Origin of the sequence: Streptomyces sp. NPDC087844 (assembly GCF_044742785.1) — a bacterium.
In the GTDB taxonomy this organism is placed as follows: Bacteria; Actinomycetota; Actinomycetes; order Streptomycetales; family Streptomycetaceae; genus Streptomyces.
In genome coordinates this window covers 768,782-790,030 of record NZ_JBIUVD010000001.1, presented here as the reverse complement: position 1 = coordinate 790,030, position 21,249 = coordinate 768,782, and the positions used below count along the sequence as shown (strand labels likewise).

21 protein-coding genes are annotated in these 21,249 nt (G+C 69.8%); 17 read left to right on the top strand and 4 right to left on the bottom strand.

Annotation, left to right across the window (positions count from 1 at the left end):
• Positions 1-68 precede the first annotated feature (68 nt).
• Complete coding sequence (locus ACIOKD_RS03165) at positions 69-1,196, top strand: ferrochelatase (RefSeq protein WP_402077374.1); 1,128 nt, start codon at positions 69-71, stop codon at positions 1,194-1,196.
• Complete coding sequence (locus ACIOKD_RS03160; protein WP_402077371.1) at positions 1,193-2,017, top strand: inositol monophosphatase family protein; 825 nt, start codon at positions 1,193-1,195, stop codon at positions 2,015-2,017. Before ACIOKD_RS03165 ends, ACIOKD_RS03160 begins: the two co-directional genes overlap by 4 nt.
• A gap of 142 nt (positions 2,018-2,159) precedes the next feature.
• On the opposite strand, the gene ACIOKD_RS03155 is transcribed toward ACIOKD_RS03160, so the two are convergent.
• Positions 2,160-2,333 (bottom strand): hypothetical protein, encoded by a 174-nt coding sequence (locus ACIOKD_RS03155; RefSeq protein ID WP_398293507.1) that lies wholly within the window; start codon positions 2,331-2,333, stop codon positions 2,160-2,162.
• A 425-nt stretch (positions 2,334-2,758) separates the two neighbouring features.
• Between ACIOKD_RS03155 and ACIOKD_RS03150 the strand changes: the two genes are divergently transcribed.
• The 4 genes from ACIOKD_RS03150 to ACIOKD_RS03135 all read left to right on the top strand — a co-directional run bounded on the left by ACIOKD_RS03150 (position 2,759) and on the right by ACIOKD_RS03135 (position 6,257).
• Positions 2,759-3,412 carry a response regulator transcription factor gene (locus ACIOKD_RS03150; RefSeq protein ID WP_006380516.1) on the top strand — a complete coding sequence of 218 codons (654 nt, stop codon included), beginning with the start codon at positions 2,759-2,761 and terminating at the stop codon, positions 3,410-3,412.
• A 5-nt stretch (positions 3,413-3,417) separates the two neighbouring features.
• Positions 3,418-4,659 carry a sensor histidine kinase gene (locus ACIOKD_RS03145; RefSeq protein WP_402077367.1) on the top strand — a complete coding sequence of 414 codons (1,242 nt, stop codon included), beginning with the start codon at positions 3,418-3,420 and terminating at the stop codon, positions 4,657-4,659.
• Positions 4,660-5,050: 391 nt separating this feature from the next.
• Complete coding sequence (locus ACIOKD_RS03140) at positions 5,051-5,347, top strand: DUF4193 domain-containing protein (protein ID WP_005481602.1); 297 nt, start codon at positions 5,051-5,053, stop codon at positions 5,345-5,347.
• Positions 5,348-5,360: 13 nt separating this feature from the next.
• Entirely contained in the window at positions 5,361-6,257 is an 897-nt protein-coding gene (locus ACIOKD_RS03135) for a hypothetical protein (protein ID WP_402077365.1), read from the top strand.
• Between the two features lie 225 nt (positions 6,258-6,482).
• Here the strand turns inward: ACIOKD_RS03135 and ACIOKD_RS03130 are convergent, their stop codons facing one another.
• Positions 6,483-6,944: a DUF3093 domain-containing protein gene (locus ACIOKD_RS03130; protein WP_402077363.1), complete on the bottom strand. Its 462-nt coding sequence runs from the start codon at positions 6,942-6,944 to the stop codon at positions 6,483-6,485.
• A gap of 58 nt (positions 6,945-7,002) precedes the next feature.
• Between ACIOKD_RS03130 and ACIOKD_RS03125 the strand changes: the two genes are divergently transcribed.
• The 10 genes from ACIOKD_RS03125 to ACIOKD_RS03080 all read left to right on the top strand — a co-directional run bounded on the left by ACIOKD_RS03125 (position 7,003) and on the right by ACIOKD_RS03080 (position 17,184).
• On the top strand, positions 7,003-7,587 hold the full coding sequence (locus ACIOKD_RS03125) for a PaaI family thioesterase (RefSeq protein WP_402077360.1): 585 nt from the start codon (positions 7,003-7,005) through the stop codon (positions 7,585-7,587).
• 23 nt (positions 7,588-7,610) lie between these two features.
• Positions 7,611-8,105, top strand: a complete 495-nt coding sequence (gene dut / locus ACIOKD_RS03120) for a dUTP diphosphatase (RefSeq protein WP_373312051.1) — start codon at positions 7,611-7,613, stop codon at positions 8,103-8,105.
• Between the two features lies 1 nt (position 8,106).
• Entirely contained in the window at positions 8,107-8,868 is a 762-nt protein-coding gene (locus ACIOKD_RS03115) for a DUF3710 domain-containing protein (RefSeq protein WP_402077358.1), read from the top strand.
• Between the two features lie 451 nt (positions 8,869-9,319).
• Entirely contained in the window at positions 9,320-10,210 is an 891-nt protein-coding gene (locus ACIOKD_RS03110; protein ID WP_402077356.1) for a peptidoglycan-binding protein, read from the top strand.
• 208 nt (positions 10,211-10,418) lie between these two features.
• Entirely contained in the window at positions 10,419-11,654 is a 1,236-nt protein-coding gene (locus ACIOKD_RS03105; RefSeq protein ID WP_402077353.1) for an alginate lyase family protein, read from the top strand.
• An 83-nt stretch (positions 11,655-11,737) separates the two neighbouring features.
• A complete protein-coding gene (locus ACIOKD_RS03100) occupies positions 11,738-12,451 on the top strand; it encodes an ABC transporter ATP-binding protein (RefSeq protein ID WP_402077351.1) in 714 nt (237 codons plus the stop codon).
• A 257-nt stretch (positions 12,452-12,708) separates the two neighbouring features.
• Positions 12,709-15,318 carry an ATP-binding protein gene (locus ACIOKD_RS03095; protein WP_402077349.1) on the top strand — a complete coding sequence of 870 codons (2,610 nt, stop codon included), beginning with the start codon at positions 12,709-12,711 and terminating at the stop codon, positions 15,316-15,318.
• Complete coding sequence (locus ACIOKD_RS03090) at positions 15,315-15,998, top strand: response regulator (protein WP_402077346.1); 684 nt, start codon at positions 15,315-15,317, stop codon at positions 15,996-15,998. The genes ACIOKD_RS03095 and ACIOKD_RS03090 overlap by 4 nt, the downstream gene beginning before the upstream one ends.
• A 46-nt stretch (positions 15,999-16,044) precedes the next feature.
• A complete protein-coding gene (locus tag ACIOKD_RS03085; RefSeq protein ID WP_189774656.1) occupies positions 16,045-16,443 on the top strand; it encodes an OB-fold nucleic acid binding domain-containing protein in 399 nt (132 codons plus the stop codon).
• Positions 16,444-16,446: 3 nt separating this feature from the next.
• Positions 16,447-17,184, top strand: coding sequence for a DUF3159 domain-containing protein (locus ACIOKD_RS03080; protein WP_402077342.1), 738 nt, complete (start codon positions 16,447-16,449; stop codon positions 17,182-17,184).
• Between the two features lie 169 nt (positions 17,185-17,353).
• Here ACIOKD_RS03080 and ACIOKD_RS03075 read toward each other — a convergent pair whose 3' ends face one another.
• Together ACIOKD_RS03075 and ACIOKD_RS03070 are read right to left on the bottom strand one after the other, a co-directional pair.
• The gene (locus ACIOKD_RS03075) at positions 17,354-18,031 is read right to left on the bottom strand and encodes a potassium channel family protein (protein ID WP_402077340.1); all 678 of its coding nucleotides are present in this window, start codon (positions 18,029-18,031) and stop codon (positions 17,354-17,356) included.
• Positions 18,031-18,702 carry a potassium channel family protein gene (locus ACIOKD_RS03070; RefSeq protein ID WP_402077337.1) on the bottom strand — a complete coding sequence of 224 codons (672 nt, stop codon included), beginning with the start codon at positions 18,700-18,702 and terminating at the stop codon, positions 18,031-18,033. Before ACIOKD_RS03070 ends, ACIOKD_RS03075 begins: the two co-directional genes overlap by 1 nt.
• A gap of 464 nt (positions 18,703-19,166) precedes the next feature.
• On the opposite strand from ACIOKD_RS03070, the gene ACIOKD_RS03065 reads away from it, so the two are divergent.
• Positions 19,167-21,236: an APC family permease gene (locus tag ACIOKD_RS03065; RefSeq protein WP_402077334.1), complete on the top strand. Its 2,070-nt coding sequence runs from the start codon at positions 19,167-19,169 to the stop codon at positions 21,234-21,236.
• Positions 21,237-21,249 lie beyond the last annotated feature (13 nt).

Below are 21,249 nucleotides of genomic sequence, written 5' to 3'. Positions count from 1 at the left end.
ACTGCGTCCACCTCCCGTTCGGCCCCCGCCGATGCCCGGCTGTCGGAGGCGGGTGGCAGGATCGAGGCATGCGAGACGTGCTCGATGCCACCCCCTACGACGCCCTGCTCCTGCTCTCCTTCGGCGGCCCCGAGGGCCCCGACGAAGTGGTCCCGTTCCTGGAGAACGTGACCCGGGGCCGGGGCATCCCCAAGGAACGCCTCAAAGAGGTGGGGCAGCACTACTTCCTGTTCGGCGGGGTCAGCCCGATCAACGACCAGAACCGCGCCCTGCTGGACGCCCTGCGCAAGGACTTCGCGGAGCACGGCCTGGACCTGCCCGTGTACTGGGGCAACCGGAACTGGGGGCCGTACCTGACCGACACCCTGCGCGAGATGGCCGCCGACGGCCGCCGCCGCGTCCTGGTGCTGGCCACGAGCGCGTACGCCTCGTACTCGGGCTGCCGGCAGTACCGCGAGGACCTGGCCGGGGCCCTGGCGACCCTGGAGGGCGAGGGCCTGGAGCTGCCGCGGATCGACAAGCTCCGGCACTACTTCAACCACCCGGGCTTCGTCGAGCCGATGACCGAGGGTGTCCTGAAGTCCCTCGCCGAGCTTCCCGAGGACGTCCGCGCGAGCGCGCACATCGCCTTCACGACGCACTCGATCCCGACATCGGCGGCGAACACCTCCGGACCGGTGGCGGGCCACGGCGACGGCGGGGCGTACGTGCGCCAGCACCTGGACGTCGCCCGGCTCGTCGCGGACGCGGTGCGTGAGCGGACCGGGACCGCGCACCCCTGGCAGCTCGTCTACCAGTCGCGCTCGGGAGCCCCGCACATCCCGTGGCTGGAGCCGGACATCTGCGACCACCTGGAGGAGCTGCACGGAGCCGGCGTCCCCGCGGTCGTCATGGCGCCCATCGGGTTCGTCTCGGACCACATGGAGGTCCTGTACGACCTCGACACGGAGGCCACGGCGAAGGCCGCGGAGCTGGGGCTGCCGGTGCGCCGTTCGGCCACCGTGGGCGCCGACCCGCGGTTCGCCGCCGCGATCCGCGACCTCGTCCTGGAGCGGGCCGCCACCGAGAACGGCGGAGACGTCTCGCCCTGTGCTCTCGGCGCCCTCGGCCCGAGCCACGACCTCTGCCCCGCGGGCTGCTGCCCGGCCCGCGCCCCCAAGCCCGCCGCCGCGGGCGCCGACAGCCCGTACGTATGAGGAGCCCCGTGACCGCCACAGCGAACGACGAGCTGAAGGCCGAACTGCTGGAGATCGCGCTCGACGCGGCCCACCGCGCGGGCGCCTTCCTGCGGGACGCTCGCCCCGACGACCTGGGCGTGGCGGCGACCAAGTCCAGCGCCGTCGACGTCGTCACCGAGATGGACATCGCCTCCGAGAAGCTGATCACCGGTCTGCTGGCCGACGCCAGGCCGGACGACGGCGTACTGGGGGAGGAGGGCGCCGACATCGAGGGCAGCAGCGGCGTCCAGTGGGTGATCGACCCGATAGACGGGACGGTCAACTATCTGTACGGCCTGCCCAGTTGGGCCGTGTCCATCGCGGCCCGCAAGGACGGCGAGACGCTCGTCGGGGTCGTGCACGCCCCGATGCGGGCGGAGACCTACCGGGCCGTCCTGGGCGGCGGTGCCCACGTCGACGACCGCCCCGCGCGCGTGCGGCCCGCTCCCGACCTCGGGCTGGCCCTCGTCGGCACCGGCTTCGGCTATCTCGCCAACCGCAGGACCCGGCAGGCCGAGGTGGTCGGGCAGCTGATCGCCCAGGTCCGCGACATCCGCCGCGGCGGCTCGGCGGCCATCGACCTGTGCGACGTGGCGACGGGCCGCCTGGACGCGTACTACGAGAGGGGACTCAACCCCTGGGACTACGCCGCGGGTGACCTGATCGCCCGGGAGGCGGGCGCGCTGACCGGCGGGCGCCCCGGAGAGCCCCTCTCGACCGACCTGACCGTCGCGGCCCCGCCCGGCCTCTTCGAGACCCTCCAGTCCCGGCTCGACGAACTCGGCGCCTGGCACGACTGACACCGCACGACTGACACCGCACGACTGACACCGCACGACGGACGCAGCGCGACGGACACCGCGCGACAGACACCGCGCGACAGACGACCGAGCGGGGCCCCGGGCTGGATCTGCCAGGGCCCCGCTCCTGTCACGAACTCGGTCAGACGTGTGACACGCCGACCTGAACACCGTGCTCCGCGGCAAGGCGGTGCAGGTCGTCGAGTTCCGCCTGCTCGACCTCCGCGAGGAAGTCGTCGCCGGTCTCGCGAGCCATGGTCAGGTCGGACTCGGTCGCCCTTATGCGCTGCAGAAGTCCTGTGGTGAATGCGTCCATGCTGCGCCCCCTCGTCCTGGGTCGTGGGTCGGTGGTGGCACGGGGGTGTGCCGGTCGGAAGGGGCGATCACGTCTCCAGGGATGCCCGGCGCTGCCCAGCCGAGCGGCGTCAGTGCCGGACACCCACGCCCGCCCTGCGGAAGCGGAGCATGACGTACCGCCGGGTGCTGCGGCACAGGCAGAGCGTGATCGCGGGGTGTAAAGCCGTCCTCCCCTTGCTCCCTTTCACGGAAACCTCAACCCTCCGAGAAAATCTGGCATTCCCCGCTCCCGAACCCGTCTTACAGCCGACTTATGGCCGAAAAGGGCAGGATGGAGTCCCACCCTCCCCGCCCTCGGTTGCGTTCGAGCGGGAGGACCCCATCGGACCCCGCCCGTGTGTGCGAGAAGTCGCCGCGCGGGCGGACACAGGAAGGACAAGCGACGTGCGCGTACTCGTCGTCGAGGACGAGCAGCTGCTCGCCGATGCGGTGGCCACCGGACTGCGCCGGGAGGCCATGGCCGTCGACGTCGTGTACGACGGCGCGGCCGCCCTGGAGCGCATCGGCGTCAACGACTACGACGTGGTCGTCCTCGACCGTGACCTCCCGCTCGTGCACGGCGACGACGTCTGCCGGAAGATCGTCGAGCTCGGCATGCCGACCCGCGTGCTGATGCTCACGGCCTCCGGAGACGTCAGCGACCGGGTCGAGGGACTGGAGATCGGCGCCGACGACTACCTCCCCAAACCCTTCGCGTTCAGCGAACTGACGGCACGCGTGCGTGCGCTGGGCCGGCGTACGAGCCTGCCGCTGCCGCCCGTCCTGGAGCGCGCCGGGATCAAGCTCGACCCCAACCGCCGCGAGGTGTTCCGCGACGGCAAGGAGGTCCAGCTCGCGCCCAAGGAGTTCGCCGTCCTGGAGGTCCTGCTGCGCAGCGAGGGCGCGGTCGTCTCCGCCGAGCAGCTCCTGGAGAAGGCCTGGGACGAGAACACCGACCCGTTCACCAACGTCGTGCGGGTCACGGTGATGACCCTGCGCCGCAAGCTCGGCGAGCCGCCGGTCATCGTCACCGTGCCCGGCTCCGGATACCGGATCTGACCCCGATGACCACCACCCCCGCGCCTCCCAAGGCGCCCCCGAAGCCCACCTGGGACCCGAGGAAACCGGAGCCACCCTTCCCCTGGCTGCGCCCGACCATCCGGATACGGCTCACGCTGCTGTACGGCGGCATGTTCCTGATCGCCGGGATCCTGCTGCTGTCGATCATCTATCTGCTCGCGGCCCAGGCCCTGCACGAGGGCAGCGGCGTCGACTTCCAGGTGACCGGCAGCAACCTCGAACTCACCAGTGCAACCTGCCCGCAGTTGAGCGGGGCGGGCAACAACCAAGAGCTGAACGCCATGCTCAAGGAGTGCACCGCCGTCCAGCGGCAGCACGCCCTGGACGGACTGCTCAGCCGCTCGCTGATGGCTCTCCTCGGTCTCGCCGTGATCGCCTTCGCCTTCGGCTACGCGATGGCCGGGCGGGTTCTCTCCCCGCTGGGCCGCATCACCCGTACCGCGCGTGCGGTGGCGGGCTCGGACCTGTCCCGGCGGATCGAGCTGGACGGCCCGGACGACGAGCTCAAGGAGCTGGCGGACACCTTCGACGACATGCTGGAGCGGTTGCAGCGGGCCTTCACGGCCCAGCAGCGGTTCGTCGGGAACGCCTCGCACGAGCTGCGGACGCCCCTGGCGATCAACCGCACGCTCCTGGAGGTGCACCTGTCCGATCCGGGCGCCCCCATGGAGCTGCAGCAGCTGGGCAAGACCCTGCTCGCCACCAACGAGCGCAGTGAGCAGTTGGTCGAGGGCCTGCTGCTGCTCGCCCGCAGCGACAACCAGATCGTCGAGCGCAAGCCGGTCGACCTCGCCGAGGTCGCCTCGCAGGCCATAGACCAGGTGCGTGGCGAGGCGGACGTGAAGGGCGTGGAGGTCCGCGGGGAGCAGGCCGCCGCGGTCGTCCAGGGCAACGGCGTCCTCCTGGAGCGGATCGCCCTGAACCTCGTCCAGAACGCCGTGCGCTACAACGTGGCGGAGGGCGGCTGGGTGGAGGTGGTCACGCAGGTACAGCACGGCCAGGCCGTCCTCACGGTGTCCAACACCGGGCCCGTGGTCCCCGCGTACGAGATCGACAATCTTTTCGAGCCGTTCCGGCGGCTGCGCACCGAGCGGACGGGAAGTGACAAGGGTGTGGGCCTGGGACTGTCGATCGCCAGGTCGGTGGCCCGTGCCCACGGCGGCCACATCGTCGCGGAACCGCGCGAGGGAGGTGGCCTGGTGATGCGAGTCGCCCTACCTATCTGAGAACATGTCGCCGACACGCGAGGATGTTCGCTTTGCGCGGAATTCACCGGGCGGGCGAAAGGCTGGCTCGTGTGTGATCGATCACAGGGCCAATTTCCGGTCATCTACCCTCCGTGATCGACAAGACTGCCGGGAGGCCGGGAAAATCCGGGTTTTCGGGGGTCGAGATCACGGGAAGTACACGGTGAGACGCCTTTGAAGTGCGGCATTCGGACCGTGTACGGTCCGCTTCGCCATCCAAGCCGAACACTCCTGAGGAGTCCGGTTGGGTGTCGATTGAGTAACAGACCTTGATGTGAGGCAAAATCTCCGCCTCAGGTCGGGCACAAGTCCGGCCTCTCACGCGTTACCTGCGCTGAGACACCGCAGACACCCAGAGGGGGAGAGCGACATGGCAACGGATTACGACACCCCACGCAAGACCGACGACGACGTCGACTCGGACAGCCTTGAAGAACTCAAGGCTCGCCGGAACGACAAGTCGACTTCAGCGGTCGACGTGGACGAGTTCGAGGCAGCCGAAGGCCTGGAACTTCCCGGAGCGGACCTTTCGAACGAGGAACTGGCCGTCCGGGTCCTGCCGAAGCAGCAGGACGAGTTCACCTGCATGAGCTGCTTCCTGGTCCACCATCGCAGTCAGCTGGCCCGCGAGAAGAACGGTCAGCCGATCTGCCGCGACTGCGACTGAGGCAGGGTCGGCCGTGACAGGCTCGACCCCGCCCTGGAAGCGCCGCTTTCGTGACCGGGGAGCGGACGGTCCGTCTCAGGACGGCTTGCACGACGACGAGCGGGGCCACCCGGCCTCGCTCGAAGCAGGAGACGCGACAGGCGCCTCCGGCGCCCTGGAGGTGCCGGTGACCAAGGCGTCTGTCGCCAGACGCCGGGCGGTCGCCGTCGGCCACGGGGTCGCGGAAGGCGTCCGTAAGGGCGGCAGCCGGGCCAGGGCCGCCCTGGCGTACGTCACCGACCGCATCATCGAGATCGCCCCGCGGATCCCCGTACGCGACCTCGCCGCACTCCGGAAGCAGTTTCCGGGCCTGGGGCCCGAACAGCTCGCGGACAAGCTCGTCGCGGGCGCGTGCAACGCGACGTCCACCGTGGGCGCGAGCGTCGGCGCCGCCGCGATGATGCCCGTACCGCCGGCCATGCCCACGGAACTGGCCGCCGAGGTCACCGGCGTCGCCGCGATCGAGCTGAAACTGATCGCCGAGCTGTACGAGGTATACGGCCTGCGACCGCCCGGCAACCTGAAGGAGCGCTCCACCACGTATCTGAAGTCGTGGTCGGAGGAGCGCGGCATCGACGTGACCAAACCGTCGACGCTCAACGCGGCCCTCGGGGGCCAGATGAAGCGCGAGCTGCGCCAGCAGATCATGAAGCGCACGGTCCGCAACCTGCCGAACCTCATGCCGTTCATGGTGGGCGCGGCCGTCGGGGCGGTCATGAACCGCCGTGACACGAGAAAACTCGCCGACCGGGTCCGCGGGGACCTCCGCAAGATGCAGGTGCCCTGGGACGCCCTCCCGGCGCTGCCGCCCCTGGAGGAGCCGGCCGACCCGCTGAGCATGGGCCACCTCCGCAAAGAGCTGGGGAGCTGACCCGCACGGGCCGCCACCCGCAGACCTCTCACGGCGGGCAAAGTTCTGACCGGCCGAAGGAAAAGTTTCCGTACGAAGATACGAGTACACGTGCGAGTACACGTGCGAGACCGCGTACTCGCACGCGTTATTCGTACGGAAATCTGTTCGGGTTCGGGCTCGGAGACAGATTCAGGTCGGACACCGGGACGGCCCCGGTGCGGTCCGGCCGCGGTCGCCGCCCGTCTACGCGGCCGTGCGCGCGGCCTCCAGGGCCGCCGCCAGACGCTGCGGGTCGCGGGTCGACAGATAGACGTACGGAGTGGGGTCGGCCGGGTCGGTGATGTCCACGCGCAGGGCCGTGGGGACGTAGGCCCGCAGCAGCATGTGGGCGCGCGCGTCGGCCTTGAACGACCGCCAGGCGCGGGCCTCTTCGGGGTCGAGGACGTGTGCCTCGCCCAGGGCGGAGACCGGGATCCTGGCGTCCCCGGCGATCAGGGCGCCCCCCACCACGCGAATCCGCGCGGAGCCGTACGAACTGGCCACCACCGCCGACACCGCCGTGCCGCCCACCAGGCCGCCCAGGAGGGGCAGCGTGCCGAAGGGGAGCAGGATCAGCGCCATCGAGACGCCCACCAGCAGGCAGACGAACCACCAGGATCGGGGCGCGGTCAGACGTTCTTCGTACGGTGAGGCGGAGGGCTCCATACCGCCAAGCCTGCCACGGTGCGTGCGGGCCGCTGACGCGGAGGTAAGGTCTGCGCCTGTGAGTGGTACATCTTCGGCCCTGCGGCCCCCGGCCGACGCCGTGGCGCCGGTGCGCCATCCCGACGCGCCCGCCCCGGGCGAACTCCTCGGCGCGCACTACGACCGGTGTTTCGGCTGCGGCGGCGGACAGCCGCACGGACTGCACCTTGAGGCCCGCGCGGGCGACGGGGTGCGGATCACCGCCGAGTTCACCGTGCGGAGCGCGCACCAGGGCGCTCCCGGCCTGGCGCACGGCGGCGTTCTCGCGAGTGCCCTCGACGAGACCCTCGGGTCGCTGAACTGGCTGCTGCGCGCCATCGCCGTGACCGGCCGCCTGGAGACCGACTTCGTACGGCCCGTGCCCGTGGGCACCGTGCTGTATCTGGAGGCCGAGGTCACTGCGGTGGCCGGACGCAAGATCTACTCGTCCGCAACGGGACGGATCGGTGGCCCCGAGGGGCCCGTCGCCGTCCGCGCGGACGCTCTCTTCATCGAGGTGAAGGTCGACCACTTCGTCGACAACGGCCGGCCGGAGGAGATCCGGGCGGCCATGGACGACCCCGACCAGGTCCGTCGTGCCCGTGCTTTCGAGGTGAACCCGTGACCCCCGCCCAGGCCCCGGTGGACGTGCTGATCAAGCGCGTCGACCCGGACGTACCGCTTCCGCACTACGCGCATCCCGGCGACGCCGGCGCGGACCTGCGGACCACGCGGAGCCATGTGCTGGAGCCCGGCGAACGCGCCGTGCTCCCCACCGGGGTGTGCATCGCGCTCCCCGAGGGGTACGCGGCCTTCGTGCACCCGCGTTCGGGGCTGGCCGCCCGCTGCGGTGTCGCTCTCGTGAATGCCCCGGGGACGGTTGATGCCGGGTACCGTGGGGAGATCAAGGTGATCGTGGTGAATCTCGACCCGCGCGAGTCCGTGCGGTTCGAGCGCTTCGACCGGATTGCCCAACTGGTCGTCCAGCAGGTCGAGAAGGTGAGCTTCCAGGAAGTCGCGGAGCTTCCCGACTCGGCGCGGGCCGCAGGGGGCTTCGGGTCCACCGGCGGGCATTCCGCGGTGGGCGGCACTACGGGTGGGAATCGATACGCTTCGGTCGTATCCGACCGGGAAGGACAGTGACGTGTTCGGACGTCGCAAGAAGGGCAGTGCCGCCGAGGACGCGGCGGGCGAGGCCGAGCAGGTCGTCGACGGAGTCGACACTGAGGCGGACGGGGCGGAGCGCGAGCGCGTGAGGCTCGAACCGGAGCCGCGCCCCGACGGTCCCTGGGACAGCACCGAGGTGCGCGATCCGGCCGACGGCCGGGTCGACCTGGGCGGTCTTTTCGTGCCCGGGGTCGACGGCATGGAGCTCCGGGTGGAGGTCGCGGGTGACGCGATCGTCGCGGCCACCGTGGTACTCAAGGACAGCGCCGTCCAGCTGCAGGCCTTCGCCGCTCCCAAGCGCGAGGGCATCTGGGGCGAGGTGCGCGAGGAGATCGCCACCGGCATCACCCAGCAGGGCGGTGTCATCGACGAGGTCGAGGGGCCGCTGGGCTGGGAGCTGCGCGCTCAGGTACCGGTGCAGTTGCCGGACGGCACGGGCGGCTTCCAGGTTGTCCGGTTCATCGGTGTGGACGGTCCCCGCTGGTTCCTGCGCGGAGTGATCTCCGGGCAGGGCGCGGTGCAGCCGCAGGCCGCCGGTCTGCTGGAGCAGATCTTCCGGGACACCGTGGTGGTCCGCGGTGAGGGCCCGATGGCCCCGCGCGACCCGATCGTGCTGAAGCTGCCGGACGACGCACAGATGGTCGCCGAGAATGTGCAGCAGGAGGAGCAGGCCGGGTCCCGCTTCTCCGGCGGCATGGGGCAGTTGCAGCGCGGACCGGAGATCACCGAGGTTCGCTAGGCGCTTCGACGGCCGCGTACCCGTACGTGTGCGACGGGCCGCACTCCCTTCGGGGAGTGCGGCCCGTCGTCGTGTGCGACCGGCGCGGCCACTGCGGCCTGGTTGATGTTTTCGGGACCGTGAACCGCAGGTCATCACGGCTGCGGTGGGCGGTGGGCGGGGCCTGGGGTACCCGCGGACGGGCTGGGTGGGAGCGCGGGTGGCGGTCGCGACGGGAGCGGCGGTCGCGAGTGCTCCTCCTCCCTCACTCTCTTTTACTCTCTGCACTCACGTCTGGACATTCATGGCTTGCGGAGGCCCGAGTGTGGGCCGAATGGGTGAAGAAAGCCCCATTCGCAACCCGGATGTGGCTACGCTGCGTCACCTTGGGCATGACGAAGAAGGGTGGGGTTTTCAAGTCCCTTGATCCACACCCGACTTGCCGAGCTTGCGAATCCATGGGGGATGCGAAGTGGGTACCAACTGGATCGAGAAGGCGCAGCGCTTGGGCGACGGGAGCATCGGAGGCGCGATGGCTCATCCGTCGGTACCGGGCCGTGTCGTCTGGCACACCACGGAGAGCGGCACGGGTGACGACGCCTTCAAGTCTGTGGCGGCGCTTCTGATCCGTAAGACCGCCGAGCCGCACCTGCTATACGATCCGACGACCGACCGGCTCGGCCAGTTCGGCCCGCTGAACCACAGCGCCCGCGCACTGCGCAACGACGGGTCGACGAGGACCAACCGCGTCGGAAAGGTATGCATCCAGATCGAGGTGCTGGGACGGGCCGCCGAGCCGTTCACGAAGACCTGGGAGCCGGGTCCGCACTACAAGGCCATGATGGCCGCGATCCGTTCCTGGAAGATCCCGGACACCTTCCCGGCCGGGCGCCTCGCGACCTCGGCCGCCGACGCCACCAACCGCCCCCGCTCGGTCTGGATGAGCAAGGGCGGCCACTACGGCCATGCGAACATTCCGGGCAACGACCACTGGGACCCGGGCGACATCGACCGGTCCGCCCTCTTCGAAGCGGCCCCGGTCGAGAAGTCGGGCAACGCCGGCGCGCCCGTCAAGCCCGTCGTCGACCTCAGCAAGCTGATCGCCGCCGCGCGCCGCGACCCGGGGCTGCCGCAGGGTGACAAGACGCACGGGCCGGACGTCCTGGTCGTCGAGAAGGCTCTGGTGGCCGAGGGATTGCTGCCCGCTCAATGGGCCGACGGATCCTTCGGCAGCAGGACCGTCGAGGCGTACGCGGCCCTGCAGCGCCGGTACGGCTTCAGCGGCGCGGAGGCGAACGGCATCCCGGGGCAGACCACACTCAAGAAGCTCGGCCGGCAGCACGGCTTCAGGGTCAAGGATTGAGCGGTCCGCGGACCGCGGACCGTAGACCGTGGGTTCCGTCGGCGGTCGGCGGTCGGCATCCGGTGTCCGCAGGCCGTATCCGTCATCGGTGTCGGACGTTTCTCGTGACACGTCTCTTGACGCGGACATGGTCTGTACCTATGGTCACCGGCCAACGCCTGTGTTCATAAAGGCATCCTGCGTTCACATACGAGAACGGATGGCCCCCATGAAGCCGACCGCTCCGGTCCCCCCACGTCCCTCACGCCCCGCGCGCCACCGAGGGGCAGCCCGCTTCGCGCTCCTCGTCACCGTCACCGCCCTGATGGCCGGCGCCTTCGCCTGGCCCGCCGCCGAGCGCGCCGAAGCGGCCCCCGCGACCTTCGCGCACCCCGGAGTCACCGTCTCCCGCGGCCAGTTGGACTTCGCCCGACAGCAGGTCAACGCGGGAGCGCAGCCCTGGAAGGGTGCGTACGACCAGATGATGTCGAGCAAGTACGGCTCGCTCACACGCACCGCCAAGCCTCGCGCGGTCGTGGAGTGCGGCTCGTACTCGAACCCCAACTACGGCTGCACCGACGAGCGCGAGGACGCGATCGCCGCGTACACCCAGGCGCTGGCCTGGTACATCACGCGTGACGCCCGGTACGCGAAGAAGGCGATCGAGCTGATGGACGCCTGGTCCGCGACCATCAGGGACCACACCAACAGCAACGCGCCGCTGCAGACCGGCTGGGCGGGCTCGTCCTGGCCGAAGGCCGCCGAGATCATCAAGTACACGTACGACGGCGGCTGGGCGAACTCCGGGCGTTTCTCGACGATGCTGCGTGACGTGTATCTGCCCAAGGTCATCAACGGCTCGAACTCCAACGGCAACTGGGAGCTGTCGATGATGGAGGCCGCCGTCGGTATCTCCGTCTTCCTGGAGGACAAGGCCTCGTACGACAAGGCCATGGCCAAGTTCCGCACCCGTACGGCCGCCTACGTCTACATATCCTCCGACGGCGCCCTGCCGAAGACCGTGCCGAGCCAGAACCTCGACACCACCCAGAAGATCGTCAACTACTGGCAGGGCCAGTCCACCTTCGTCAACGGGGTCACCCAGGAGACCTGCCGCGACTTCACCCACACCGGATACGGGATCTCCGCGATCGCGCACATCGCCGAGACCAGCCGCATCCAGGGCCAGGACCTGTACGGCACCGACGTCGGCGAGCGACTGCGGCACGCGCTCGGCTTCCAGGCCAGGTACGAGCTGGGCGAGGCGGCCCCGAGCTGGCTGTGCGGCGGGTCGCTGCATCTCGGACTCGGACCGGTCACCGAGGTCGGTTACAACGCCCTGCACAACCGTCTCGGCATCGCCATGAGTAACACCGAGCGGCTGACGGCGCAGAACCGTCCGGCGGGCAGCAACAATTTGTTCGTCGCCTGGGAGACGCTCACGCACGGCGACAACCCGAGCTGAACCGTTGCAGGTCCGGGCGTCGGACGGTGATAGTGACGCCCGGTCCACGGGGGACACGGGGACACGGGGGAGGGGCGAGAGACATGACTCAGGTCGCCACAGACACGGACACGGTCGCCACGGACACGATGGTGCGGGTGGAGGGCGTCCGCCGCTCGTACGGGAGCGGTGCCACCGCCGTACACGCCCTGTGCGGGGTGTCGTTCGACATACCGCACGGGGAACTCGTCGCTCTCAAGGGGCGTTCGGGGTCGGGCAAGACCACACTGCTGAACGTCGTCGGCGGACTCGACGAGCCGGACGGGGGCCGGATCACGGTCGACGGACTCGACCTCTCCGGACTCGGCGAGAACGGGCTCCTTGAGCTGCGCCGGGACCGTATCGGCTTCGTCTTCCAGTCCTTCGGGCTCATCCCGATCCTGACGGCCGCCGAGAACGTGGGCGTGCCCATGCGGCTGCGCCGGACCGACCCGCGCGAGCGTGAGGAACGCGTCGAGTTGCTGCTCTCGCTGGTCGGGCTCGCCGACCAAGCGGCACAGCGGCCCGGTGAGCTCTCCGGAGGGCAGCAGCAGCGCGTCGCCATCGCCCGCGCCCTCGCGAACAGCCCGGCGCTCCTCATCGCGGACGAGCCCACCGGCCAGCTCGACGCCGAGACCGGTATCGGGGTGATGGAGCTGCTGAGGGCGGTCGTTCACAGCGAGCAGGTCACCGCGCTCGTGGCCACGCATGACGCCGCCCTCCTGGACCTGGCCGACCGGGTCCTGGAACTGAGCGACGGCGAGATCCTGGAGAGCTGAGGCCCTGGTTCGTGCCGGGGGCATGCCCTTGCCCCTGGATTTCGTCCGCGGGTCCGGTGGGGGCTGGTCGCGCAGTTCCCCGCGCCCCTGAAAGCTGGAGACGAGAAGATTGCGCCGTTCCCCGCGCCCCCAAGGGGCTCGCGCGCGTCAGGGTTGTGTCAAAGACGTCCGTCTGCGTGGTTCCCGTCCCTTTCGCCCGGATCGTCGGCCGTAGGGTCTACCCAGTCACGAGGTGCGTTTGGGAAGACAATGAGGCCATGGGACGCGGCAAGCTTCGGATCTACCTCGGTGCGGCACCCGGCGTCGGCAAGACGTACGCGATGCTGTCCGAGGCGCACCGCCGTGTCGAGCGGGGCGCGGACTGTGTGGTGGCCTTCGTGGAGCACCACGACCGGCCGCGTACGGAGGTGATGCTGCACGGACTGGAGCAGATCCCGCGCAGGGAGCTCGCCCACCGGGACACCGCCTTCACCGAGATGGATGTCGACGCGGTCCTGGAGCGCGACCCGGCCGTCGCCCTGGTGGACGAACTGGCGCACACCAACGTGCCCGGCTCGCGCAACGCCAAGCGCTGGCAGGACGTCGAGGAACTGCTCGCCGCCGGCATCGACGTCGTGTCGACGGTCAACATCCAGCACCTCGAATCGCTCGGTGACGTCGTGGAGTCGATAACGGGCGTACGCCAGCGCGAGACTCTCCCGGACGAGGTGGTGCGGCGGGCCGACCAGATCGAACTGGTCGACATGTCGCCCCAGGCGCTCCGCCGCCGGATGGCGCACGGCAACATCTACAAGCCGGACAAGGTCGACGCGGCCCTGTCCAACTACTTTCGCCCCGGCAATCTCACCGCGCTGCGCGAGCTGGCCCTCCTCTGGGTCGCCGACCGGGTGGACGAATACCTCCAGCAGTACCGGGGCGAGCACGGCATCCGCTCCACCTGGCAGGCCCGCGAACGCATCGTCGTCGGCCTCACCGGTGGCCCCGAAGGACGTACGCTGATCCGCCGGGCCGCCCGGCTGGCAGAGAAGGGCGCCGGCGGCGAGGTGCTCGCCGTCTACATCGCCCGCAGCGACGGCCTCACCTCCGCCTCGCCCAAGGAACTCGCCGTCCAGCGGACCCTCGCCGAGGACCTCGGCGGCACCTTCCACCACGTCGTGGGCGACGACGTCCCGTCCGCGCTGCTGGAGTTCGCACGCGGCGTCAACGCCAGCCAGATCGTGCTGGGCTCCTCACGGCGCAAGGCCTGGCAGTACGTGTTCGGACCCGGCGTCGGCGCCACGGTCGCCCGCGAGTCGGGGCCCGACCTGGACGTGCACATCGTCACGCACGACGAGGCGGGCAAGGGGCGCGGCCTGCCGGTCACCCGGGGCGCTCGCCTGGGCCGGTCCCGGATCGTCGCGGGCTGGCTGACCGGCGTCGTCGGCCCGGCGGTCCTCGCGCTGCTGCTGATCAACGCCGACGCGGACCTCGGGCTCGCCAACGACATGCTGCTGTTCCTGACCCTGACCGTGGCGGCGGCCCTGCTCGGCGGACTGCTCCCGGCGCTCGCCTCGTCGGCCTTCGGCTCCCTCCTGCTGAACTACTTCTTCGCCCCGCCGCTGCATCAGCTGACCGTCTCGAACCCCAAGAACATCGTCGCCATCGTGATCTTCGTGGGTGTGGCCATCTCGGTCGCGTCGGTGGTGGACCTGGCGGCCCGCCGCACCCACCAGGCGGCCCGGCTGCGCGCCGAGTCCGAGATCCTCTCCTTCCTCGCGGGCAGCGTCCTGCGCGGCGAGACCAGCCTCGACGCCCTGCTGGAGCGGGTCCGCGAGACCTTCGGCATGGAGTCGGTCGCCCTGCTCGAACGCGCCGGCGACGTCGATCCGTGGACCTGCGCGGGCAGCGTGGGCCCGCATCCGCCGACGCTCCCCGAGGCCGCCGACGTCGACATGCCGGTCGGCGACCACACCGCGCTCGCCCTCTCCGGCCGGATGCTGCCCGCCGAGGACCGCCGGGTGCTGGCCGCCTTCGCCGCCCAGGCCGTCGTCGTCCTCGACCGCAAGCGCCTGCAGCAGGAGGCCGACCAGGCCCGCACGCTCGCCGAGGGCAACCGCATCCGCACGGCGCTGCTGGCCGCCGTGAGCCACGACCTGCGTACGCCGCTGGCCGCGATCAAGGCCGCCGTGTCGTCCCTCAGGTCGGACGACGTGGCCTGGTCCGAGGAGGACGAGGCGGAGCTCCTGGAGGGCATCGAGGCGGGCGCCGACCGGCTCGACCACCTGGTGGGGAACCTGCTCGACATGTCCCGCCTCCAGACCGGCACGGTCACCCCGCTGATCCGCGAGATCGACCTGGACGAGGTCGTCCCGATGGCCCTGGGCGGCGTACCGGAACACAGCGTCGAACTGGAGATCCCCGAGACCCTGCCCATGGTCGCCGTCGACCCGGGCCTGCTGGAGCGCTCGGTCGCCAACCTCGTAGAGAACGCCGTCAAGTACAGCCCCGTGGGCGAGCGCGTCCTCGTCGCCGCCAGCACGCTCGGCGACCGGGTGGAGGTGCGGGTCGTGGACCGGGGCCGGGGTGTCCCGGACGAGGCGAAGGACCGTATATTCGCCCCCTTCCAGCGCTACGGGGACGCCCCGCGCGGCGCCGGGGTGGGCCTCGGCCTCGCGGTCGCCCGCGGTTTCGCCGAGGCCATGGGCGGCACGCTCAACGCCGAAGACACTCCTGGTGGGGGCCTCACCATGGTTCTCACGCTCAGGGTGGGCTCCCGCCGCCCGGAAGGCCCCGCGGAACCCGTGCACGCAGAGGCCGTGCGAGAAGAACCCGTACAAGAAGAACCCGTACAAGAAGAACCCGTACAACCGGAAAGGCAGGCTTCATGACCCGGGTCCTCGTGGTCGACGACGAGCCGCAGATCACCCGAGCCCTCGTGATCAACCTCAAGGCACGCAAGTACGAGGTCGACGCGGCCCCCGACGGCGCCACCGCCCTCCAGCTCGCCGCCGCCCGCCACCCCGACGTCGTCGTGCTCGACCTGGGTCTGCCGGACATGGACGGCGTCGAGGTGATCAGAGGACTGCGTGGCTGGACACGGGTGCCGATCCTCGTCCTGTCCGCGCGGCACTCCTCCGACGAGAAGGTCGAGGCCCTGGACGCGGGCGCCGACGACTACGTGACCAAGCCCTTCGGCATGGACGAGCTGCTCGCCCGGCTGCGCGCGGCCGTCCGCCGGGCCGAGCCCACCGGCGGCGGCGAGGACGACGTGATCGTCGCGACGGAGGACTTCACCGTCGACCTGGCCGCCAAGAGGGTCCACCGGGACGGCCGCGACGTACGCCTCACCCCGACCGAATGGCACCTCCTGGAGGTGCTGGTGCGCAACACGGGCCGTCTGGTCAGCCAGAAACAGCTGCTCCAAGAGGTCTGGGGCCCCTCCTACGGCACCGAGACGAACTACCTGCGGGTCTACATGGCCCAGCTCCGCCGCAAACTGGAGGTGGACCCCTCGCATCCGCGGCACTTCGTCACCGAACCGGGGATGGGGTACCGGTTCGAGCGTTAGTGCTACGGGTACGTTCCTGTCAGCGGTCCCCGGTACGCTTTGAGGTATGAGTGCTGTCCCTCGATCCGAAAAGCCGGCGGGCCGGTTCCGGCGCATGATCGACCGGCTCTCCTCCTCCCAGGAGGACCTGGAGTCGGAGGAGCTGCGCGAGGACTCCGAGACCGCGGGCTGCACACGCATCGGTGACTGCCGCGACCGACAGGTGGTCACGGTTACTGGTACCTTGCGCACGGTCACCCTGCGCCCGAGGGCCGGTGTCCCGGCCCTGGAGGCCGAGCTGTTCGACGGTTCGGCCGCCCTGGACGTGGTGTGGCTCGGCAGGCGTTCCATCGTGGGGATTGAACCGGGGCGCAAGCTGATGGCGTCGGGCCGTATCTCGATGAGCCGGGGCCGGCGCGTGCTGTTCAATCCGAAGTACGAACTCAGACCCCTCGGACGGGAGTAGCCGGTGACGTCGCTCGACAAGCCGACCGAAGACGCCCAGCGGGACGCGCGGGATGCGCAGGACTCACGGGCGGTGACCGAAGCCGCCCTTTTCGAGGCGTTCGGCGGTCTGCGGGGCATGATCGAGACGGTCCTGCCGGGCCTGCTCTTCGTCACGATCTTCACGATCAACAAGGACCTGCACTCGGCGGCCATCGCCGCCCTCGGTGTCTCGATCCTGCTCGTCGTGGTCCGTCTGGTCATGAAGGACACCGTCAAGCACGCGTTCAGCGGTGTCTTCGGTGTCGCCTTCGGTGTCGTCTTCGCGATGATGACCGGCAACGCGAAGGACTTCTACCTGCCGGGCATGCTGTACACGCTCGGTCTCGCCCTCGCGTACATCATCACAACGCTCGCCGGGGTCCCGCTGATCGGCTTGATCCTCGGCCCGGTCTTCAAGGAGAACCTCTCCTGGCGTACGCGTAATCCGGGCCGCAAGAAGGCCTATGCGAAGGCCAGTTACGCCTGGGGCCTGATCCTGCTCACCAAGTGCGCGATTCTCTTTCCGCTCTACTGGTGGGCCGACACGACTCAGTTCGGCTGGGTTCTGATCGCGCTGAAGATTCCGCCCTTCCTGCTCGCGGTGTGGCTGACGTGGGTGTTCCTCGCGAAGGCGCCGCCGCCGATCGATGTCTTCGCCGAGATGGAGGCCGAGGAGAAGGCAGAGAAGGAACGGCAAGCCGCGGCTCGCTCTGCCGAGTAGGGACCCTGTGCTGGTGCGAGCCACCGGGGGCTGCCACCGGGGGCTGCCGCCCCCGGACCCCCGCGTCGGCCTGAACGGCCTCGTCCTCGAACGCCGGACGGGCTGAAGTACTGAGGGGGCGCCCGGATCTCTCCGGGCGCCCCCTGCTTTCGTATCTTCGGGCAGGGCGTCAGCCCGTCGTGCTCTCCCGGCGTACCGACAGCAGGTCCTCCAGTTGTTCCTCTCGGGCCTGGGCCGCCACGAAGAGGAGTTCGTCGCCCGCTTCCAGCGAGTCCTCGCGCGTGGGAGTGAGGACCCGGGTCCCGCGGATGATCGTGACCAGCGAGGTGTCCTCGGGCCAGGCCACGTCACCGACCTGGGTGCCGGCGAGCGCGGACTCCGGTGGCAGGGTCAGTTCGACGAGGTTGGCGTCGCCGTGGCTGAAGCGGAGCAGGCGGACCAGGTCGCCGACGCTCACCGCTTCCTCGACCAGGGCCGACATCAGGCGGGGGGTCGAGACGGCTACGTCCACCCCCCATGACTCGTTGAAAAGCCACTCGTTCTTGGGGTTGTTGACGCGGGCGACGACCCGCGGGACCCCGTACTCGGTCTTCGCGAGCAGGGAGACGACGAGGTTGACCTTGTCGTCACCCGTGGCCGCGATCACCACGTTGCAGCGCTGGAGCGCCGCCTCGTCCAGGGACGTGATCTCGCAGGCGTCGGCGAGCAGCCACTCCGCCATGGGGACGCGCTCGACCGAGATGGCGGTCGGCGCCTTGTCGATCAGCAGGATCTCGTGCCCGTTCTCCAGGAGCTCGCCCGCGATCGAGCGGCCCACGGCGCCGGCACCGGCAATGGCGACCCTCATCAGTGACCGCTCTCCTCTTCGGGGCCCTCGGCGAACGACGCCTCGACCTTCTCGATGTCGTCCGTGCGCATCATCACGTGCACCAGGTCGCCCTCCTGGAGAACCGTCTGCGAGGAGGGCAGCACAGCCTCACCCAGGCGGGTGAGGAAGGCCACGCGTACGCCGGTGTCCTCCTGGAGCCGGCTGATCCGCTGGCCCACCCACGCGGTCGACGTATGCACCTCGGCGAGCTGAACCCCGCCGGTGGGGTCGCGCCACAGCGGCTCGGCGCCCGACGGCAGCAGCCGGCGCAGCATCTGGTCGGCCGTCCAGCGGACGGTGGCGACGGTGGGGATGCCCAGGCGCTGGTACACCTCGGCGCGCCGCGGGTCGTAGATACGCGCCGCCACGTTCTCGATGCCGAACATCTCGCGGGCCACCCGGGCGGCGATGATGTTCGAGTTGTCGCCGCTGGAGACGGCGGCGAAGGCGCCCGCCTCCTCGATGCCCGCTTCGCGCAGGGTGTCCTGGTCGAAACCGACGCCGGTCACACGACGGCCGCCGAAACCGGAGCCCAGTCGTCGGAAGGCGGTGGGGTCCTGGTCGATCACGGCGACCGTGTGCCCCTGTTGCTCCAGGGTCTGGGCGAGAGCGGAACCCACTCTGCCGCAGCCCATGATGACGATGTGCACGACCGTCCTTCCGGTGTGAAAAGTACTGCTCAGGCTGAAACAGGGTCTCAGACCGACGCCCAAGCTACACACGCGCGGTCCGTCGGCGGCACCCCCGTGCACATCGGCCCCGCACCGTGACGACGATCGACTCGTCGGTGATCAGCGGCGGCTGATGCTGCGCACGCTGACGAGGGCCAGGATGCCCAGGCCGACAAGTCCGGCCGCGGCGCCGATGAGCTCGGCGGTGGCGCTGGTGAGTTCCGCGGTGGCGAGCATGAAACCTCCATGAATTGGCAAAGGGGAGCAAAGTTTTGGCTTTTTTCATATAGGCATGGAGATTCGCCTGGCCAGGGATTACATAAGCGAGCGCACACAAGATTTCACTCGTAGAGCAGATCCCTGTCACAGATCCCGCCGATCAGGCCTTCCGGCGGGCGGGGAAGGGTGGGCGAGGCCGTGTTCGAGCGCTTACGATCCTCACCGTGTCCAAACTGACCGACGTGCCCAAACGGATCCTGATCGGGCGCGCACTGCGCAGTGACCGGCTCGGAGAAACTCTCCTGCCGAAGCGCGTCGCGCTCCCCGTTTTCGCTTCCGACCCGCTCTCCTCCGTGGCGTACGCGCCGGGAGAAGTGCTGCTCGTCCTGTCCATCGCGGGCGTGTCGGCCTATCACTTCAGCCCCTGGATCGCCGTCGCGGTCGTCGTGCTGATGTTCACCGTCGTGGCCTCCTACCGGCAGAACGTGCACGCCTACCCCAGCGGCGGCGGCGACTACGAGGTGGCCAACACCAACCTCGGCCCCAGGGCCGGTCTCACCGTCGCCAGCGCGCTGCTCGTGGACTACGTACTCACCGTCGCCGTGTCGATCGCGTCCGGCATCGAGAACCTCGGCTCGGCGATCCCGTTCGTCGTCGAGCACAAGGTCCTCTGCGCGATCGCCGTGATCGTGCTGCTCACCCTGATGAACCTGCGCGGGGTCAAGGAGTCGGGGAAGCTCTTCGCGATCCCGACGTACGTGTTCGTGACCGGCGTCTTCCTGATGATCGCGTGGGGGGCGTTCCGCGGGATCGTCCTCGGCGACACCATGAAGGCGCCGACCGCCGACTTCACGATCAAGGCCGAGCACCAAGGGCTCGCCGGCTTCGCCCTCGTCTTCCTGCTGCTGCGCGCCTTCTCCTCCGGCTGCGCGGCGCTCACCGGCGTCGAGGCGATCAGCAACGGCGTCCCGGCCTTCCGCAAGCCCAAGTCCAAGAACGCCGCGACCACGCTCGCGGCGATGGGCCTGCTCGCCGTCACCATGTTCTGCGGCATCATCGCCCTCGCCATGGCGACGAAGGTCCGCATGGCCGAGTACCCGGCGCACGACCTGCTGGAGAACGGGGTCGCGGTCGGCTCCGACTACGTCCAGAACCCGGTGATCTCCCAGGTCGCCGAGGCGGTGTTCGGCGACGGCAGCTTCCTGTTCATCGTCCTCGCCGCGGCCACCGCGCTGGTCCTTTTCCTGGCCGCGAACACCGCGTACAACGGCTTCCCGCTGCTCGGCTCGATCCTCGCCCAGGACCGCTACCTGCCGCGCCAGCTGCACACCCGCGGCGACCGGCTCGCCTTCTCGAACGGCATCGTGCTGCTGGCCGGCGCGGCCATCCTGCTGATCTGGATCTACGGCGCCGACTCGACCCGGCTCATCCAGCTGTACATCGTCGGCGTGTTCGTGTCCTTCACGCTGAGCCAGACCGGCATGGTCCGGCACTGGAACCGTCACCTGGCCACCGAGAAGGACCCGGCCAAGCGCCGCCACATGGTGCGCTCGCGGGCCATCAACGCGTTCGGTGCCTTCTTCACCGGCCTTGTCCTGGTCGTCGTCCTCGGCACCAAGTTCACGCACGGCGCCTGGGTCGCCCTGCTGGGCATGGTGATCTTCTACGCGACGATGTCCGCGATCCGGAAGCACTACGACCGGGTGGCCGAGGAGATCGCCGCGCCCGAGGGCCCGTCCGACGACAGCGTGCGCCCCTCGCGCGTCCACTCCGTCGTCCTGATCTCCAAGATCCACCGGCCGGCGCTGCGTGCCCTCGGCTACGCCAAGCTGATGCGCTCCGACACCCTGGAGGCGCTCAGTGTCAACGTCGACCCGGCCGAGACGAAGGCCCTGCGGGACGAGTGGGAGCGACGCGGCTTCACCGTGCCGCTGAAGATCCTCGACTCGCCGTACCGCGAGATCACCCGGCCTGTCATCGAGTACGTGAAGGGGCTGCGCCGCGAGTCCCCGCGTGACGTGGTGTCGGTGATCATCCCCGAGTACGTCGTCGGCCACTGGTACGAGCACCTGCTGCACAACCAGAGCGCGCTGCGGCTCAAGGGCCGGCTGCTGTTCACACCGGGCGTGATGGTGACGTCCGTGCCCTATCAGCTGGAGTCCTCCGAGGCGGCCAAGAAGCGGGCCCGCAGGCGTTCGGAGTGGACCGCTCCGGGCTCGGTGCGGCGCGGTCCGGCGGAGCACCGGCCGAAGGAGCCGTCGGGGCCGTCGGGGCCGTCGGGCCCCAAGCGCTGAGCGCGCCCGCCGT

Coding starts and splice junctions, on each gene's coding strand:
- ACIOKD_RS03145 (WP_402077367.1), top strand. CDS start 3,418: ATGACCACCACCCCCGCGCCTCCCAAGGCGCCCCCGAAGCCCACCTGG.
- ACIOKD_RS03130 (WP_402077363.1), bottom strand. CDS start 6,944: ATGGAGCCCTCCGCCTCACCGTACGAAGAACGTCTGACCGCGCCCCGA.
- ACIOKD_RS03095 (WP_402077349.1), top strand. CDS start 12,709: ATGGGACGCGGCAAGCTTCGGATCTACCTCGGTGCGGCACCCGGCGTC.
- ACIOKD_RS03075 (WP_402077340.1), bottom strand. CDS start 18,031: ATGAGGGTCGCCATTGCCGGTGCCGGCGCCGTGGGCCGCTCGATCGCG.
- ACIOKD_RS03140 (WP_005481602.1), top strand. CDS start 5,051: ATGGCAACGGATTACGACACCCCACGCAAGACCGACGACGACGTCGAC.
- ACIOKD_RS03100 (WP_402077351.1), top strand. CDS start 11,738: ATGACTCAGGTCGCCACAGACACGGACACGGTCGCCACGGACACGATG.
- ACIOKD_RS03090 (WP_402077346.1), top strand. CDS start 15,315: ATGACCCGGGTCCTCGTGGTCGACGACGAGCCGCAGATCACCCGAGCC.
- ACIOKD_RS03085 (WP_189774656.1), top strand. CDS start 16,045: ATGAGTGCTGTCCCTCGATCCGAAAAGCCGGCGGGCCGGTTCCGGCGC.
- ACIOKD_RS03160 (WP_402077371.1), top strand. CDS start 1,193: ATGAGGAGCCCCGTGACCGCCACAGCGAACGACGAGCTGAAGGCCGAA.
- ACIOKD_RS03165 (WP_402077374.1), top strand. CDS start 69: ATGCGAGACGTGCTCGATGCCACCCCCTACGACGCCCTGCTCCTGCTC.
- ACIOKD_RS03105 (WP_402077353.1), top strand. CDS start 10,419: ATGAAGCCGACCGCTCCGGTCCCCCCACGTCCCTCACGCCCCGCGCGC.
- ACIOKD_RS03155 (WP_398293507.1), bottom strand. CDS start 2,333: ATGGACGCATTCACCACAGGACTTCTGCAGCGCATAAGGGCGACCGAG.